Annotated in this window: 14 protein-coding genes; 8 read left to right on the top strand and 6 right to left on the bottom strand. The window is 75.8% G+C overall.

The annotated features are described in order from the left end of the window. Positions 1–11: 11 nt before the first annotated feature. From FQ330_RS09800 to FQ330_RS09815, 4 genes are all read right to left on the bottom strand, one after another. Positions 12–929 carry a glycine betaine ABC transporter substrate-binding protein gene (locus tag FQ330_RS09800; protein WP_146357151.1) on the bottom strand — a complete coding sequence of 306 codons (918 nt, stop codon included), beginning with the start codon at positions 927–929 and terminating at the stop codon, positions 12–14. Between the two features lie 65 nt (positions 930–994). Next, a complete protein-coding gene (locus tag FQ330_RS09805) occupies positions 995–1,948 on the bottom strand; it encodes an ABC transporter permease (RefSeq protein ID WP_146357153.1) in 954 nt (317 codons plus the stop codon). Beyond that, on the bottom strand, positions 1,938–3,257 hold the full coding sequence (locus FQ330_RS09810) for a quaternary amine ABC transporter ATP-binding protein (protein WP_146357155.1): 1,320 nt from the start codon (positions 3,255–3,257) through the stop codon (positions 1,938–1,940). The genes FQ330_RS09805 and FQ330_RS09810 overlap by 11 nt, the downstream gene beginning before the upstream one ends. Positions 3,258–3,574: 317 nt before the next feature. Beyond that, positions 3,575–4,213, bottom strand: a complete 639-nt coding sequence (locus tag FQ330_RS09815) for an exonuclease domain-containing protein (RefSeq protein WP_128190755.1) — start codon at positions 4,211–4,213, stop codon at positions 3,575–3,577. 69 nt (positions 4,214–4,282) lie between these two features. On the opposite strand from FQ330_RS09815, the gene FQ330_RS09820 reads away from it, so the two are divergent. Further along, complete coding sequence (locus tag FQ330_RS09820) at positions 4,283–4,636, top strand: SseB family protein (RefSeq protein WP_192575908.1); 354 nt, start codon at positions 4,283–4,285, stop codon at positions 4,634–4,636. On the opposite strand, the gene FQ330_RS09825 is transcribed toward FQ330_RS09820, so the two are convergent. Further along, a complete protein-coding gene (locus tag FQ330_RS09825; RefSeq protein WP_146357159.1) occupies positions 4,633–5,091 on the bottom strand; it encodes a DUF3515 domain-containing protein in 459 nt (152 codons plus the stop codon). The genes FQ330_RS09820 and FQ330_RS09825 overlap by 4 nt on opposite strands. A gap of 78 nt (positions 5,092–5,169) precedes the next feature. Here FQ330_RS09825 and thiL point away from each other — a divergent pair, with 78 nt between their 5' ends. After that, positions 5,170–6,180 (top strand): thiamine-phosphate kinase, encoded by a 1,011-nt coding sequence (thiL, locus tag FQ330_RS09830; protein ID WP_146357161.1) that lies wholly within the window; start codon positions 5,170–5,172, stop codon positions 6,178–6,180. Between the two features lie 121 nt (positions 6,181–6,301). Here the strand turns inward: thiL and rsmD are convergent, their stop codons facing one another. Then, positions 6,302–6,874 carry a 16S rRNA (guanine(966)-N(2))-methyltransferase RsmD gene (gene rsmD, locus FQ330_RS09835; RefSeq protein ID WP_192575909.1) on the bottom strand — a complete coding sequence of 191 codons (573 nt, stop codon included), beginning with the start codon at positions 6,872–6,874 and terminating at the stop codon, positions 6,302–6,304. 121 nt (positions 6,875–6,995) lie between these two features. Between rsmD and FQ330_RS09840 the strand changes: the two genes are divergently transcribed. From FQ330_RS09840 to FQ330_RS09865, 6 genes are all read left to right on the top strand, one after another. Next, the gene (locus FQ330_RS09840; protein WP_225792800.1) at positions 6,996–9,236 is read left to right on the top strand and encodes an ATP-dependent DNA helicase RecG; all 2,241 of its coding nucleotides are present in this window, start codon (positions 6,996–6,998) and stop codon (positions 9,234–9,236) included. Between the two features lie 70 nt (positions 9,237–9,306). Next, entirely contained in the window at positions 9,307–9,789 is a 483-nt protein-coding gene (gene coaD, locus FQ330_RS09845) for a pantetheine-phosphate adenylyltransferase (protein WP_128190645.1), read from the top strand. Next, positions 9,786–10,625: a coenzyme F420-0:L-glutamate ligase gene (gene cofE, locus FQ330_RS09850; protein ID WP_146357165.1), complete on the top strand. Its 840-nt coding sequence runs from the start codon at positions 9,786–9,788 to the stop codon at positions 10,623–10,625. Before coaD ends, cofE begins: the two co-directional genes overlap by 4 nt. Further along, entirely contained in the window at positions 10,615–11,598 is a 984-nt protein-coding gene (locus tag FQ330_RS09855) for an AAA family ATPase (RefSeq protein WP_146357167.1), read from the top strand. The genes cofE and FQ330_RS09855 overlap by 11 nt, the downstream gene beginning before the upstream one ends. Before the next feature lie 56 nt (positions 11,599–11,654). Further along, on the top strand, positions 11,655–12,704 hold the full coding sequence (locus tag FQ330_RS09860; protein ID WP_192575910.1) for a DUF58 domain-containing protein: 1,050 nt from the start codon (positions 11,655–11,657) through the stop codon (positions 12,702–12,704). After that, positions 12,701–14,971 carry a transglutaminase-like domain-containing protein gene (locus FQ330_RS09865; RefSeq protein ID WP_146357171.1) on the top strand — a complete coding sequence of 757 codons (2,271 nt, stop codon included), beginning with the start codon at positions 12,701–12,703 and terminating at the stop codon, positions 14,969–14,971. Before FQ330_RS09860 ends, FQ330_RS09865 begins: the two co-directional genes overlap by 4 nt. Positions 14,972–15,000 lie beyond the last annotated feature (29 nt).

Consider the following 15,000-nt stretch of genomic DNA (forward strand, 5'->3'; position numbering starts at 1 on the left):
CCGCCGTCGCGTCACTCGCCCGCGGTGAGCGAGTCCACGTACTCCTGGTTCTCGGCGATCCACGCGTCGACGATCTCGGGGAAGTCGTCGGAGTCGGCGTCGCTGTTGAACATCTCGTTCTCGAGCGAGAAGAGCAGCTCCGAGTCCATCGGAAACGCCTGCAGCCACTTGGTGAGCTGCGGGAAGTCCTCCTCGAAGCCCGCGCGGGCGATCGAGTGGATGCCCTCCGCGGCGCCGAGCGTGCCCTCCGGGTCCTCGAGGTCGCGGATGGGGAACTCGTCGTAGGCCCAGTGCGGGCGCCACAGCGTGACGACGATGTTCTCGCCGGCGTCGATCGCGCCGCTCAGCTCGGCCAGCATGGCCGGCGTCGACGAGGTCGTGAACTCCATGCCCTCGAGCCCGTAGGTGGGGATGACGGAGTCCTGGGTCGCGGCGGTGAGGCCGGCGCCCGGCTCGATGCCGACGATGCGGTTGCCGAAGGCGTCGGCGTTCTCGGCGAGCTCCTCGATCGAGGTGATCGGGGCGTCCTCGTTGACGGCGAGGGTCAGCACCGCGTCGTCGTTCCACGAGCCGAGGTCGACGAGGTCGTCGCCGAACTCCTCCATGTACGACGCGTGGGTCATCGGCAGCCAGCCGTCGAGCGTGACGTCGTAGTCGCCGCCGGCGATGCCGGCGAACACGGGCCCGGCGTCGGCGTACTCGAGCTCGACGTCGTAGCCCTCCTCCTCGAGGATCGCGGCCCACAGGTAGGAGACGGCCTCGCCCTCGGGCCAGCCGTTGAAGACGCCGATCGTGAGGTCGGTCTGGTCGGCGGTGGCGGTCGCGTCGCCCTCGGGCGCCTCCGCCTCGGCCCCTCCCGCCGAGCACCCGGCCAGGGCCAGGGCTCCGACGGCGGCGACGGCCGCGCCGCGGATGAATCGCTTGTGCATGCTGTGTCCTCTCTCGTTCCGTGTCATTCGTCCGTCGGCGGCCGCGGGCTGCGGTCGCCGAAGTCTCATCGCCCGGTCAGGGCGGCCGGGTCGGTCTCGGCGGCCGCCGGGGCGACCGTGCCGGTTGCAGGCGTCGGCGCCCCCGCGGCGGCGACGCGGCGCGAGCGCAGCCTCGCGAGCGGGCTGTGCCGCTGCAGGCTGCCGAGCGCGTTCGTGAGCCGGTCGAGGATGATCGCGAGGATCACCACCGACAGGCCGGCCTCGAAGCCGAGCCCCACGTCGATGCGCTGCAGCGCCTGCACGATGTCCTGGCCGAGCCCGCCGGCGCCGACCATCGCGGCGATCACCACCATCGACAGCGACAGCATGATGATCTGGTTGACGCCGGTCATGATCGTCGGCAGCGCGAGCGGCAGCTGGATCTGCCGCAGGATGCGCCCGGGCGACGCCCCGAACGCGGCGCCGGCCTCGACGATCTCGCGGTCGACGCCGCGGATGCCGAGCTCGGTGAGCCGCACGCCGGGTGCCATCGCGAACGCGATGGTCGCGATGATGCCGGGCACCACGCCGATGCCGAACAGGATGATCGCGGGGATCAGGTAGACGAAGGCGGGCATCGTCTGCAGGAAGTCGAGGATCGGGCGCACGATCGCCGACACGGTGTCGGAGCGCGCGGCCCAGATGCCGAGCGGGATCGCGATGAGCAGCGCGAAGAGCGCCGCGACCACCGTGAGCGCGAGGGTGCCCATCGCGTTGTCCCACTGGTCGACGAGCACGACGACCAGCAGCCCCACCACGGTGCCGACGCCCATCCGCCACCCGCGCACGGCGAAGGCGACGACGCCCAGGATCGCGATCATGACGAGCGCGGGCGGCTCGGTGAAGGCGACCTCGGCGGCCTCGAACATGCCGAGCACGATCGTGCGGATGAGGTCGAAGAGCACCGAGAGGTTGGCGGTGATCCATTCGACGCCGGTCTCGACCCCTGCGCCGAGCGGCAGGCGGACGTCATCGAGCATCGGACACCTCCTGCGTGTCGTCGAGGGTCTGGGCGACGAGCCGCGGGTCGACCGCCGGGGGCAGGTCGACGATCGCGAGCTCGGAGGTGTCGGTGGGCACGTTGCCGAGCGCCGCGAGCAGCATCACCCGCGGGATCACGCCGAGCAGCCGGCCGCCGTCGCCGACGACGGCGATCGGCAGGCCGCTCGTGATGGCGAGCTCTGGCAGGTCGGCGAGGCTCGTGTCGGGGCCGACGCGGTGCACGTCGGCGTCGACGAGCGCGGCGAGGTCGCGGTCGCCGCGCTGCACCGCCCGCAGCACCTCCCGGTCGCGCACCGCGCCGAGCACGGTGCGGCCGGGGCCGGTGACCAGCAGCGTCGACGACTGCACGTCGCGCAGCGCCTTGAGCGCGCCGCGCGGGCCGACCGTGAGGGGCACGGATGCGGCGGGCGGCTCCATCACGCTCGCGGCGGTGAGCACGCGGGTGCGGTCGACGTCCTGCACGAACTGCGCCACGTAGTCGTTGGCCGGGTCGGTGAGGATCTCCTCGGGGCTGCCGATCTGCACGATGCGGCCGTCGCGCATCACGGCGATCCGGTCGCCGAGGAACATCGCCTCGTTGAGGTCGTGCGTGATGAAGACGATCGTCTTGCCGAGCTCGGCCTGCAGCTCGACGAGCTGCTCCTGCATCTCGCGGCGGATGAGCGGGTCGAGGGCGCTGAACGCCTCGTCCATGAGCAGCACGGGGGTGTCGGCGCACAGCGCGCGGGCGATGCCGACGCGCTGCTGCATGCCGCCGGAGAGCTCGCTCGGCAGGCGCTCCTCCCAGCCGGCGAGGCCGACCCGGTCGACGACGCGGCGGGCGAGCTCGAGGCGGCGGTCGCGATCGACGCCCTGGATCTCGAGGCCGTAGGCGACGTTCTCGAGCACCGTCCGGTGCGGCAGCAGCGCGAAGTGCTGGAACACCATCGACACCTGCGACCGCCGCACCGCGCGCAGCCGCCGCGGCTCGATGCCGGTGACGGGCTGGCCGTCGACCTCGACCGAGCCGCGGGTGGCGTCGAGCAGGCCGTTCAGCATGCGGATGAGCGTGGACTTGCCGGAGCCCGAGAGCCCCATCACCACGAAGATCTCGCCGCGGCGCACCTCGAACGAGGCGTCGATGACGGCAGCGGTGCCGAGCTTCGCGACCTCGTCGCGGCTCGCGCCCTCCGCCAGCCGGTCGGCGGCCTCGCCCGCGCGCCGTCCGAACACCTTGGTCAGATGCTCGACGCGCACGGCGATGTCGTCGGCGACGGTCTCGTCGCCGGTCACGCGCGGTTCGCTCATGTCGCTCCTGTCGCGCCCCGGAGGGCGTTCAGTCGAGGACGGGTGCAGCCGCGCGAGCGGTCGTTCGTCTGCCGTGGATCGCTGACGAGAGGTCGGCGAAGCGGCACCATACGCTCGCCGGCAGGCGTGCTGCCGGCGGTCGCGTCCGTGGGGGTCCGGGACGGCCTGGGGAGCCGTCCGCGCTCTCCACGGTAACCATGGCCAGAAGGTGGCGTTCGAGCACGCGAGCGCGGATTCCGCATGATTCCGCGAAGTCAGGGGGACAGGATCGGCCCGATCGTGATGCTTTCGTTATGGCCGAGGTGCCCAGGCGGCGCTCACTGCCACCAGGGGCGCTCGCGCTGGGCCGCCCGGCGAGACGCCGCGAGCTCCTCCATCTGCTCGTGCCGCTCGCCGATCTCGTGCACCGCCGAGGTGCAGCGCTGCACGAGCGACTCGAGGTCGTCGAGCTCGTGCCGCTTCGCCGCGCCGATCACGATCGCGGCGCACGCCTCGGCGTCGCCGGCGGCGTCGTGATGGCGGAAGTCGTCGAAGCCCGCCGCGAGCGCCGCGACCGGCAGCCGGTACGACTCGAGCGCGTACGTCTTGCGGGCGATGCGCAGCGAGTCGGTCCAGCGCATCTCGGGCACGGGCAGCCGGGCGGCCTTGGCCGCGGCGCGCATCACGCCCTTGTCGAAGCCGGCGTTGTGCGCGACGTAGACGTCGTCGCCGCCGAAGCCGAGGATGCGCTCCTGCACCTCGACCCAGTCGGGCGCACCGAGCACCTGGTGGGCCTGGATGCCGTGGATGCGCACGTTCCACTCCCAGAACTCGTCGTACGGGGCCGTGGGGCGGATGAGCGTGGCGAAGCGGTCGACGATGCGGCCGTCGCGCACCTTCACGAGGCCCACCGCGCAGGCGGAGGCGGCGTTGCCGTTGGCGGTCTCGAAATCGATCGCGGTGAAGTCGAGCGCCATGCCCCCAGTCTCCCAGAGGCCGCCGACACCGCCGGCTGCGCCGCGCATCCGTCTGCCACGATGGGAGCCATGGCCAATCCCACCCTCGACGCGCTGCGGGCGATCGACGCGACCGACCACGCGGGCGCCTGGGCGGTCGTGCGCGACGCCGAGCTCGTGGTGCCGGCGGTCGTCGAGAACCCCCGTGACCCGGGCTCCGGGCGCTTCCTCGTGCTGCCGCACGGCGACCTGCGGCTCGTCGTCGCGTTCACCGCGACGAGCCGCATCGGCGGCTTCGCGACCCGCACGCGCCGGCACCTGAGGATGACCGGCGCCGAGCTCGCGGCCGCGATCCCCGCGGGCCACGCGATCGTGCTCGACCCGGGCCACGACGACGGCCGCGTCTTCCTGCCCGACGTGCTCGCGGCCGACGCGCAGGGCTAGGTGCAGGCGCCCGTCTGCTCGAGCCGGTCGACGGCGCTCGAGAGCGACTCCAGGGCGGTGACGGCGCTCACGACGCCCGTGTCGATGACGACCTCGGCGGCGGGGGAGCGGCCGTAGCTGACGAAGGTCCAGACGTCCTCCTCCTGCGCCACCTCGAGCCAGTCCACGGCGCCCACCTGGATGCAGCGGCTCGCCGACGGCGCGGGCTCCGGCATGCCGCAGCGCAGCGTCACCGCGCTCGGGTCGCCGTAGGCGGCGGTGCCCTGCGCGGTGGTCTCGCGGCGGTCGAGCGGCTGCGGCAGGCTCGCGTCGCCGAGCTCCTCCGGGAGCGAGACGATCACGCTCGCGCACCCCGGATCGGCCGCGTCCTCGGCCGGCGGCAGCGACACCGAGCGGGCGCAGCCGGTCAGCGCGACGAGGGCCGCGGCAGCGGCGGCGAGGGGGAGCAGGCGCACCCGTCGAGCCTACCGAGCGCGCCTCGGCGCGGCCCATGCGCGGGGCGTCCCTCCGTGCGCGGCGGCTACCGTTGCGGCATGGACGACCCCACGCTGCACGAGGCGGGCGAGCTCGAGGCGCTGCGGCGCATCCTCCCGCTGCTGCCGGCAGGCGACACGACCGAGCTCGGCCCGGGCGACGACGCGGCGGTCGTGCGCGCCCCCGACGGCCGCGTCGTCGTCACGACCGACACGATGCTCGAGGGCGCCGACTTCCGGCTCGGCTGGTCGACGTGGCACGACCTCGGCTGGAAGGCCGTCGCGACCAACCTCATCGACGTCGCCGCGATGGGCGCGCGGCCCACGTCGCTCGTCGTGGCGCTCGCGGTGCCGCCGTCGACGCACGTGTCGTCGCTCGAGGACTTCGCCCGCGGCCTCGCCGACGCGGTCGCGTCGATGGCGCCCGGCTGCGGCGTCGTCGGCGGCGACCTCGGCACGGCCCCCCACGCGACCATCGCGGTGACGGCGTTCGGCGACCTCGGAGGTCGCGCGCCGGTGCTGCGCAGCGGCGCGAGGGCGGGGGATGCGGTGTGGTGCGTCGGCGGCCTGGGCCTCGCGGCCACGGGGCTGCGGCACCTCTTCGCGCAGGCCCTCGACGCGGCGGCGGAGCCGGTGCGCGCGGCGGCCGAGCGGCTCCGCGCGGGAGCCGACGGCGCGTCGATCGAGGCGCAGCTCGCGCCCGTCAGCCCGATCGCGGCGGGGACGCTGCTCGCCGACCTCGGCGCCACCGCGATGCTCGACGTCTCCGACGGCCTCGCGCTCGACGCCGCCCGCGTGGCCCGCGCATCCGGCGTGCGCATCGCGCTTGACGGGGCGGCCGTCGCCGGGGCGGCGCCCGGCGCGAGCCTCGAGGCGGCGCTGCACGGCGGCGAGGACCACGCGCTGCTCGTCGCGCTGCCCGCCGGCGTGCGGCCGCCGGCCGAGCTCGGGGGCCACGCGGTGCGCCGCATCGGCGCCGTCGAGGCGCTCGCGGCCGACGAGCGGCCGGGCGTCACGCTCGACGGCGCTCCGCTCGCGCCGCGCGGCTGGGACCCCTACCGCGCCGGCTGACCCGCGGGCGGCACCCGCCCTGTCCCGCTTCCGGTACCGAATCGCGGGTCGAGCCCACCGGCATCCGCGATCCGGTACCGGAGACCCGCTCGGCGCGCCCGCGACCGCAGCGGCAGCCGCCTCAGCGGTCGCCCGGCTCGCCCGTCGTCGTGAGGAAGTGCAGCGTCGTGTCGCCGTAGTCGCGGGTGCGCTCGACCTCGAGGTCGCCGGGCAGGTCGAGCGGCCCGGCCCGCCGCGCCTGCTCGACCACCACGACGGCCGGGTGCTGCAGCAGCGGCGCGAGGTCTGCGAGCGTCGCCGCGAGCTCGCCGCCGGGCAGGTCGTAGGGCGGGTCGATGAAGACGAGGTCGAACCGGCGGCCGGAGTGGTGGAGGTACTGCGCGACCGCCACCTGCTCGACGATCGCGTGGGCGGCGCCCGAGCGGGCGACCGACTCGGCGTTGCGCTGCGCGACCTTCGCGGCGGCGCGGTCGCGCTCCACGAGCACGACCGACTCGGCTCCGCGGCTCGCCGCCTCGAGCCCGAGCGCGCCCGAGCCGGCGTAGAGGTCGAGCACCCGCGCGCCGTCGCAGAGGCTGCGCGCGTCGAGCGCGCCGAACAGCGCCTCGCGCACGCGCTCCGACGTGGGCCGCGTGCCCCGCAGCGGCACGTGCAGCCGCACCCCGCCCGCGAGGCCCCCGATGATGCGCGTCATGCGGCCCATCCTCGCGCATCCGACCCCCGCTCGCGCTGGGGGCGCCGCCCGTCGGCGGCGGCTCTCCACGAGGGCGGGCGGATGCGCCGCGCGCGTCGGCCGCTCGGCCTACGCTGGGCAGGTGGCGAAGCGGGAGGCGAGCGGGGCGAAGCCCGATCGCGCGGGCGGCGCGCGCGGCGGCGCGGGCTCCGGCGCCGCGACCCCCGAGGGCTTCGGCCGTCCGCTCGAGCGCGTCGTCGGCAAGGCCGCCGCCACGAAGCTCGAGCGGGCCTTCGGCATGACGACGCTCGGCGACCTCGTGTGGCACCTGCCGCGCCGCTACGCGAAGCGCGGGGAGCTCACCGACCTCGCGAGCCTGGTGCCCGGCGAGCACGTCACCGTGGTCGCGCGCGTGCGCGGCGTCGAGACCCGCGACCTGCAGCGCGACGCCAAGGGGCGCCCGCGCACCCTCACGACGATCACGATCACCGACGGCGAGTCGTCGCTCGAGACGGCGTTCTTCAACCAGCCGTGGCGCACGGGCGAGCTGCACCAGGGCGTCACGGCGCTCTTCTCGGGCACCGTCGGCGAGTACAAGGGCAAGCGGCAGCTCGCGCACCCGACGTACGAGGCGTTCGACGAGGCCGAGGGCGTCGACGCCGAGCAGTGGGCGGCGAAGCCGGTGCCCATCTACCCGGCGACGGCGAGCCTGACGACGATGAAGATCGAGGCGCTCGTCGCGCAGGCCCTCGACGCCCTCGGCGACGTGCCCGACCCGGTGCCCGAGGAGGTGCGGCGCGAGCACCGGCTCATGCCGCTCGTCGAGGCGCTGCGGCTCGCGCACCAGCCGAAGGCCGAGCAGGACGCCTTCCGCGCGCGCCACACGCTCGCGTGGCACGAGGCGTTCCTGCTGCAGACCTACCTGCTGGCCACGCGCGACTGGTTCGACACCCTGCCGACGGCGCCGCGGCACGCAGGAGCGCTGCTCGAGCGCTTCGACGCGGCGCTGCCGTGGCCGCTCACCGACGACCAGCAGTCGGCGGGCGCGGCGATCGCCGCCGACCTCGCGAGCGGCACGGCCATGCACCGGCTCGTCCAGGGCGAGGTGGGCTCGGGCAAGACGGTCGTCGCGACGCGGGCGATGCTCGCGGTCGCCGAGTCGGGCGGGCAGTCGGCGCTGCTCGCGCCCACCGAGGTGCTCGCCGTGCAGCACCTGCGCTCCATCACCCGCTCGCTCGGGCCCGAGCTCGCCGCCGAGCTGCAGCCGACGCTGCTCACCGGCCAGATGCCGGCCGCCGACCGCAAGCGTGCGCTGCTCGCGATCGCCGCGGGCTCGGCGCGCATCGTCGTCGGCACGCACGCGCTGCTCAGCGAGCGCACGACCTTCGCCGAGCTCGCCCTCGTCGTCATCGACGAGCAGCACCGCTTCGGCGTCGCCCAGCGCGAGGCGCTGCGCGCGAAGGGCCTCCACCCGCACACGCTCGTGCTCACCGCGACGCCCATCCCGCGCACCATCGCGATGACGGCCTTCGGCGACCTCGACGTCTCCACGATCCGCACCCTCCCGGCCGGCCGCAGCCCCATCCAGACCTTCGTCGTCGACCAGGTGCGCCAGCCCGCGGCCTTCCACCGCACGTGGGGGCGCATGAGCGAGGAGCTCGCCGCCGGCCGCCAGGCGTTCGTCGTCTGCCCGGCGATCGAGCCCGGCAGGCTCGAGGGCGTCGACGAGCCGGCGGCGGATGCGCCGGCCGTCGGCCCGGCGCCGCCCCCGGTCGCCGACGTGGTCACGACCCTCGCCAACCTGCGCCGCAGCCCCGCGCTCGCCGGCCGCGTCGTCGCCCCGCTCACGGGAGCGATGACGACCGACGACAAGGACCGCACGATGCGCGCGTTCCGCGACCGCGAGATCGACGTGGTCGTCGCGACGACCGTCATCGAGGTCGGGGTCGACGTGCCCAACGCGACGATGATGGTGGTGCTCTCGGCCGACCGCTTCGGCGTCTCGCAGCTGCACCAGCTGCGCGGCCGCGTCGGCCGCGGCGAGCACGCGGGCCTGTGCGTGCTCGTCACGGGCGTCGACGAGCTGTCGGATGCGCGGGTGCGGCTCGACGCGGTCGCGAGCACCCTCGACGGCTTCGCGCTCGCCGAGGTCGACCTCGAGCAGCGAGGCGAGGGCGACGTGCTCGGCGTCGCGCAGTCGGGCGGCCGCAGCGGCCTCAAGGTGCTGCGGGTGGCCCGCGACGGCGCCATCATCGAGGCCGCGCGCACCGCCGCGCGCGACGTGCTCGACGCCGACCCGACCCTCGTCGCGCATCCGGCACTGCGCCTCGCCGTGCACGCGCGGCTCGACCCAGACGCGCGCGCCGCGCTCGTCACGGCGTAGGGGGACAGCCCTTCCCTCAGACCGACGCCGATGAGCAAGGCTCATAGGGTCGGCGGTTAGGCTGGGCGGCATGCCTCGCATCGCCGTCGTGCCCGGTTCGTTCGACCCTGTGACCCTGGGTCACCTCGACGTCATCCAGCGCGCCGCCCGGATCTTCGACGAGGTGCACGTCGTCGTCACCCACAACCCCGACAAGGCGGCCTTCCTGCCGGTCGTCGAGCGCGAGCAGCTCATCGAGCGGGCGATCGCCGAGGCCCGCATCGAGGGCGAGATCCGCATCGCCAACTGGTCGATGGGCCTGCTCGTCGACTACTGCCAGCAGGTGGGCGCCGAGGTGCTCGTGAAGGGCATCCGCTCGTCGACCGACCTCTCGTACGAGACGCCGATGTCGATCGTGAACCGCAACCTCGCGGGCGTCGAGACGATCTTCATGCTCCCGAACCCCGAGAACGCGCACGTCTCGTCGAGCCTCGTGCGGCAGGTGTCGGAGCTCGGCGGCGACATCAGCCCGTACGTGCCGCGGGCCGTCGCCACCTTCCTGCAGCAGCGATGACCGATCCCGGCCGCAGCGCGGACCACGACCCGGGCCAGGGCGACAGCCGCGGCCCCGACCTCGAGCTCCGCGCCGTGCGCGGCATGGGCGAGATCCGGCCGGGCAACGACCTGCCGGCGATCGTCGCCGACGCGCTCGCGCCGCTCGCGCCCCAGGACGGCGACATCGTCGTCGTCACGAGCAAGGTCGTCTCGAAGGCCGAGGGGCGCATCCGCCCGGCCGCCGAGCGCGAGCAGGCCATCACCGAGGAGTCGGTGCGCCTCGTCGCGTCGCGCGCGCACCCGGGCGGCATCACCCGCATCGTCGAGCACCGCACGGGCCTCGTGCTCGCGGCGGCGGGCGTCGACGCCTCGAACACCGACGACGGCACGATCCTGCTGCTGCCGGTCGACTCGGATGCGTCGGCGCGGGCGATCGCCGAGCGGCTGCGGTCGCGCTTCGGCGCGGCCATCGGCGTCGTCGTGAGCGACACGCTCGGGCGCGCCTGGCGCGTCGGGCAGACCGACGTCGCGATCGGCGCGGCCGGCGTGCGCGTGCTCGAGCCGGTCGGCACCGACGCCAACGGCCGGCCGCTGCTCGTCACCGCGCCCGCGATCGCCGACGAGATCGCCGGCGCCGCGGAGCTCGTCGCGGGCAAGGCCGACGGCGTGCCGGTGGTGCTCGTGCGCGGCCTCGGCCGGCACGTCACCGACCTCGACGAGCCCGGCGCGCGGCGCCTCGTGCGCCCGCCCGGCGACGACATGTTCCGCCTCGGCAGCGACGAGGCCTACCGGGCCGGCCGCGAGGCGGGCAGGATCGACGCACTGGCAGAGGCGGGGGCGCAGCATGCAGGCTGACGAGCAGGTCGAGGAGGCGGTGATCGAGCGCGCTCCCGGGCCGGCGTCCACGCCCGGTTCCCGCATCGAGGACGCCGTCGCATCCGTCATCTCGGGCAAGGCCGAGGAGATCCGCACCGTGCTCACGGTGCTGCTCGCCGAGGGCCACGTGCTGCTCGAGGATGTGCCGGGCGTCGGCAAGACGCAGCTCGCGCGCGCCTTCGCCGCGGCCGTCGGCGGCACGGTGCGGCGCATCCAGTGCACGCCCGACCTGCTGCCGAGCGACATCACGGGCATGTCGGTGCTCGACCAGGGCACGGGCGAGCTGCGGTTCCAGCCCGGCCCGGTCTTCGCGAACATCGTCATCGCCGACGAGATCAACCGCGCGAGCCCCAAGACGCAGGCGGCGCTGCTCGAGTGCATGGCCGAGGGGCAGGTGACGGTCGACGGCGTCACGCACCGGCTGCCGACGCCGTTCCTCGTCGTCGCGACGCAGAACCCGATCGACATGGAGGGCACGTACGCGCTGCCCGAGGCGCAGCGCGACCGCTTCATGGTGCGGCTCGAGGTGGGCTACCCCGACGAGGCCGCCGAGCTCGCGATGGTGCAGGCGCGCGAGACGGCGCAGCCGCTCGACGCCGTGCGGCCGGTGACGACGCTCGACGAGTTCCGCGCCGACATCGCCGCGGCGCACGCGGTGCGCGCGCACGAGCTCGTCGAGCGCTACGCCGTGCGGCTCGCCCGCGCCACGCGCGAGCACGCCGACGTGCGGCTGGGTGCGAGCCCGCGCGCCACGCTGCAGCTCGTGCGGGCGGCGAAGGCCCGCGCGCACCTGCTGGGCCGCGACTGGCTCTCGCCCGACGACGTGAAGGCGCTCGCCGCGCACGTGCTGCCGCACCACCTGGTGCTGCACGACCCGCACGCGCGGCACGAGGACGCGCGGGCGGTCGTCGCCCAGGCGCTCGCCGGCACGGTCGCGCCCGTCATGCGCTGATGGCCGAGCGCGCTGCCGCGAGGGACCGCACGCGGTCCAGGCCGACGGCGCGCGGCGTGGCGCTCACGCTCGTCGGGGCGGGCCTCGTGCTCGCCGCCTACTGGGAGCGGCAGGTCGTGCTGCTCGTGCCCGCCGCGCTGTGCCTCGCCGTCGTGCTGCTGGGCGCCTGGTGGTCGATCGGCGCGGTCGGCAGCCTGCGCCTCCTCGCGCCCGGCGTGCTGCCGGAGGGGCAGGATGCGGTGCTGCGCATCGCGGGCGACGTGCGGCACGCGGGCGCCGAGTGGGCGACGTGGGCGCCCGGCCCCGAGCGGTACCTGCACCTCGAGGGCGAGCTCGACGCGCAGGGGCGCGACGCGGTGCCGCTCGGCGCGCACCCGCGCGGCCGCTGGCGGCTCGCGCCGGTCGAGGTGAGCGCGCTCGACCCGTTCCGCGTCGTGCGCACGACGCGCACGATCGACCCGCGCGCGAGCCTCGTCGTGGGACCCGAGGTGCTCGAGGTGCCGTCGGCGTCGCTGCGCTCCAACCGCGAGCAGGGCCGCATCGCCCAGTCGCGCACCGCCGACGACGTGGACGCGATGGTGCGCCAGTGGCGGCCGGGCGACCCGCAGCGGCGGGTGCACTGGCGGCAGAGCGCGAAGCGCGGCGAGCTCATGGTGCGGCAGGAGGCGAATCCCGCGACCGACGACGACGTCGTCCTCGTCGACACCGCTGGCGCCGCGGGCCTCGGCCGCGACGCGGAGGACCGGCTCGCGCGCGCGGCGTGCTCGATCGCGCGGGCGCTCGCCGGCCGCGACCGGGTCGTGCAGGTGCGCGAGACGGGCGAGCCGAGCATCCTCGCGGCCGACTGGCGCGATCTGCAGTCGGCGCTCGCGGCCTTCGCGTCGCTGCGCGCGCGGGCGCCAGAGGCGCCGCCCGCCCGTGACGGCGCATCCGCCCACGTCGTCGCCCTCGAGGAGTCGGCGCCGGAGCAGTGGACGTTGACGCCGGGCTCGACCCTGTGGCTCGTGGCCGCGCGCGACGCGCCGCCGCGCCGCATCGCGCCCGGGTCGCGGGTGCGCAGCGTGCGCTGGATCGACCGTGTCGGCCCGGTGCGGGAGCTGCCGTGAGCACCGTCGCGCGCGAACGCCCCGCCGCCCGGCCCACCGGTGCGCCCGCGGGCGTCCCGCCCCGCGCCGAGCTGCCGGCCGAGCACGGCCGGCGACGGCTGCGCGCCGGGCCGGTCGAGACCGTCGCGCTCGCGGTGCTGCCCGTCGCGTGGCTGTGGTCGACGCAGGAGGTGCTGGGGCAGGACTGGCTGTGGCCCGTCGTCGGCGCCGTCGTCTCGATGGCGCTCGTCGCCGGGCTCGTGCGAGCCGTCTGGCCGGCCTTCGCGGGCACCGCCGCCGCGGCGCTCGTGGGCGCCGGCTGGGTGACCGCCGTCTCGGCGCCCGACGAGGCCCTGCTCGGCGTGATCCCGACGCCCGAGGCGCTGCGCGCGACGATGGCGGTGCTCGGCGAGGGGGTGCAGTCGATCGCGTGGGCGCTCTCGACGCCGATCGACGCCGAGGGCGCGGTGCTCGCGGCCGTGGTCGCAGCGGCCGTGGTGCTCACGGTCTTCGTCGACCTGCTCGGGCACGGGCTGCGCGCGCCGGCGATCGCCGTGCTCTGCTGCGCGGTGGCGCTCGTGCTGCCGATCGCGTTCCGCATCGACGTGCCCTGGTTCCACGCGCTCCCGGGCGTGGCGGCCGCGGCGCTCGCGCTCGCGGCGCCGACGATCGACGACCGGGTCGCGCTCGGCCGCGGATGGGTCGCTCCCGTCGCGCTCGTCGCGGTCGCGGCCGTGCTCGCGGCGGCCGTGCCGCTCGTGGCGCCGAGCCCGCGCGAGAGCACGCTCGACCTGCCGACGGTCGAGGACCTGCTGCGGCCGACGACGCCGGTGCTGCGCACCGACATCGAACTCGGCGACGAGCTGCGCAGGCCCGAGGCGCGGCCCGTCTTCACCTACTCGACGACCGACGGCGGCCCGATCGTGACGCGGCTCATGACGCTGCCGCTCGCCGGCCCCGACGGCTTCCTCGCGCTGCCGCCCGAGGCGGCGCAGCCGAGCCCGCTCGTCGAGGGCGCCGACCTCGGCCTCGCGATGCAGATGACGGTGCGGATGAGCGACGTGCGCGCCGAGGGGCTGCCGACGCCCGAGCGCGCCTCGGGCGTCGAGCCGCCGGAGGGCGCCCGCTGGGACGACGCGAACGACGCGCTGCGCATCGAGGGCTCGCTCGAGACCGCCGGCCTCGAGTACGTCGCCGCGGGCTCGCGCTCGACGCCGCTCGCCGAGCTGGCGGGGGCCGCCTCGACGGGCCACGACGAGCTGCTCGCGCTGCCCGACGCCGCCGCCGCGATCGGCCGGCAGGGCGCGGCGCTCGTGCAGCCCGGGATGACCGCCGCCGAGCGCGTGCGGGCCGTGCACGCCTTCATGACCGAGGGCGTCTGGGACTACTCCGAGCAGCTCGACCTGCCGGGCTTCGGCGGCGCGGGCGGCGACGGCTGGGCGGCGCTCGAGGGCTTCCTCGAGACGCGCAGCGGCTACTGCGTGCACTACGCGAGCGCCACGGCGGCGCTGCTGCGGGGCGCGGGCGTGCCGACCCGGGTCGTCGTCGGGTTCCTGCCCGGCAGCGAGATCAGCGGCGGCTTCGCCGTGTCGACGAACGACATGCACGCGTGGGCGGAGTCGTGGGTCGACGGGCACGGCTGGGTGCGCGTCGAGACGACGCCCGGCGCGGGCGCGGGCGACGCCTCGCCGAGCCCCGAGGACGACGAGCAGACGCAGGCGCCGACGCGCACCCCGGAGCCGACGCCGACCGACGCGGCGCCGACGAGCACGCCCACCCCCTCGGCGGCGCCGAGCCCGGGCGCGCCGGAGCCGGGCGCCTCGGATGCCCCCGGGGAGGGCGCCGGGCCTGGCGGCATCGACCCGGCGGTGCTGCGCGCCTGGCTGCTCGGCATCGGCGCGCTGCTGCTGCTCGCGCTGCCGTGGGCGGTGCGGCAGGCGCAGCGGGCCGTGCGGCTGCGACGCGGGGCTCCTGGCGCCTGGCAGGAGCTGCGGGCGGCGCTCGCGGATGCGGGCGTGCGGCTGCCGGCGTCGGCCACGCCGGGCGACGTGCAGGCGGCGATCGCGGCTCGTGTGCCGCCGGATGCGGCCGCCGCGGCCGATCGCGTGCGGCTCGCCGCGGAGCGCGCCGCGTTCGCGGGCGGCCCGCGCGAGCCGGGGGCGTGCGACGCGGATGTGCGGATCGCTGCGCGCGGGCTCGTCGCGTCGCTGCCGCCCTGGCGGAGAGCGCTGTCGACCGCGCTGCCGCCGAGCCTCGTGCGGGTCGTGCCGCCGCTCGACGTCGCCTGACCGTCCCGCGGGGCGGCCGCGTCCGTCCG

This window comes from Agrococcus sediminis (assembly GCF_007923295.1).
Lineage (GTDB): Bacteria > Actinomycetota > Actinomycetes > Actinomycetales > Microbacteriaceae > Agrococcus > Agrococcus sediminis.

Coding starts and splice junctions, on each gene's coding strand:
- FQ330_RS09815 (WP_128190755.1), bottom strand. CDS start 4,213: ATGGCGCTCGACTTCACCGCGATCGATTTCGAGACCGCCAACGGCAAC.
- thiL (WP_146357161.1), top strand. CDS start 5,170: ATGGACGACCCCACGCTGCACGAGGCGGGCGAGCTCGAGGCGCTGCGG.
- FQ330_RS09855 (WP_146357167.1), top strand. CDS start 10,615: ATGCAGGCTGACGAGCAGGTCGAGGAGGCGGTGATCGAGCGCGCTCCC.
- FQ330_RS09800 (WP_146357151.1), bottom strand. CDS start 929: ATGCACAAGCGATTCATCCGCGGCGCGGCCGTCGCCGCCGTCGGAGCC.
- coaD (WP_128190645.1), top strand. CDS start 9,307: ATGCCTCGCATCGCCGTCGTGCCCGGTTCGTTCGACCCTGTGACCCTG.
- FQ330_RS09820 (WP_192575908.1), top strand. CDS start 4,283: ATGGCCAATCCCACCCTCGACGCGCTGCGGGCGATCGACGCGACCGAC.
- FQ330_RS09810 (WP_146357155.1), bottom strand. CDS start 3,257: ATGAGCGAACCGCGCGTGACCGGCGACGAGACCGTCGCCGACGACATC.
- rsmD (WP_192575909.1), bottom strand. CDS start 6,874: ATGACGCGCATCATCGGGGGCCTCGCGGGCGGGGTGCGGCTGCACGTG.
- cofE (WP_146357165.1), top strand. CDS start 9,786: ATGACCGATCCCGGCCGCAGCGCGGACCACGACCCGGGCCAGGGCGAC.
- FQ330_RS09805 (WP_146357153.1), bottom strand. CDS start 1,948: ATGCTCGATGACGTCCGCCTGCCGCTCGGCGCAGGGGTCGAGACCGGC.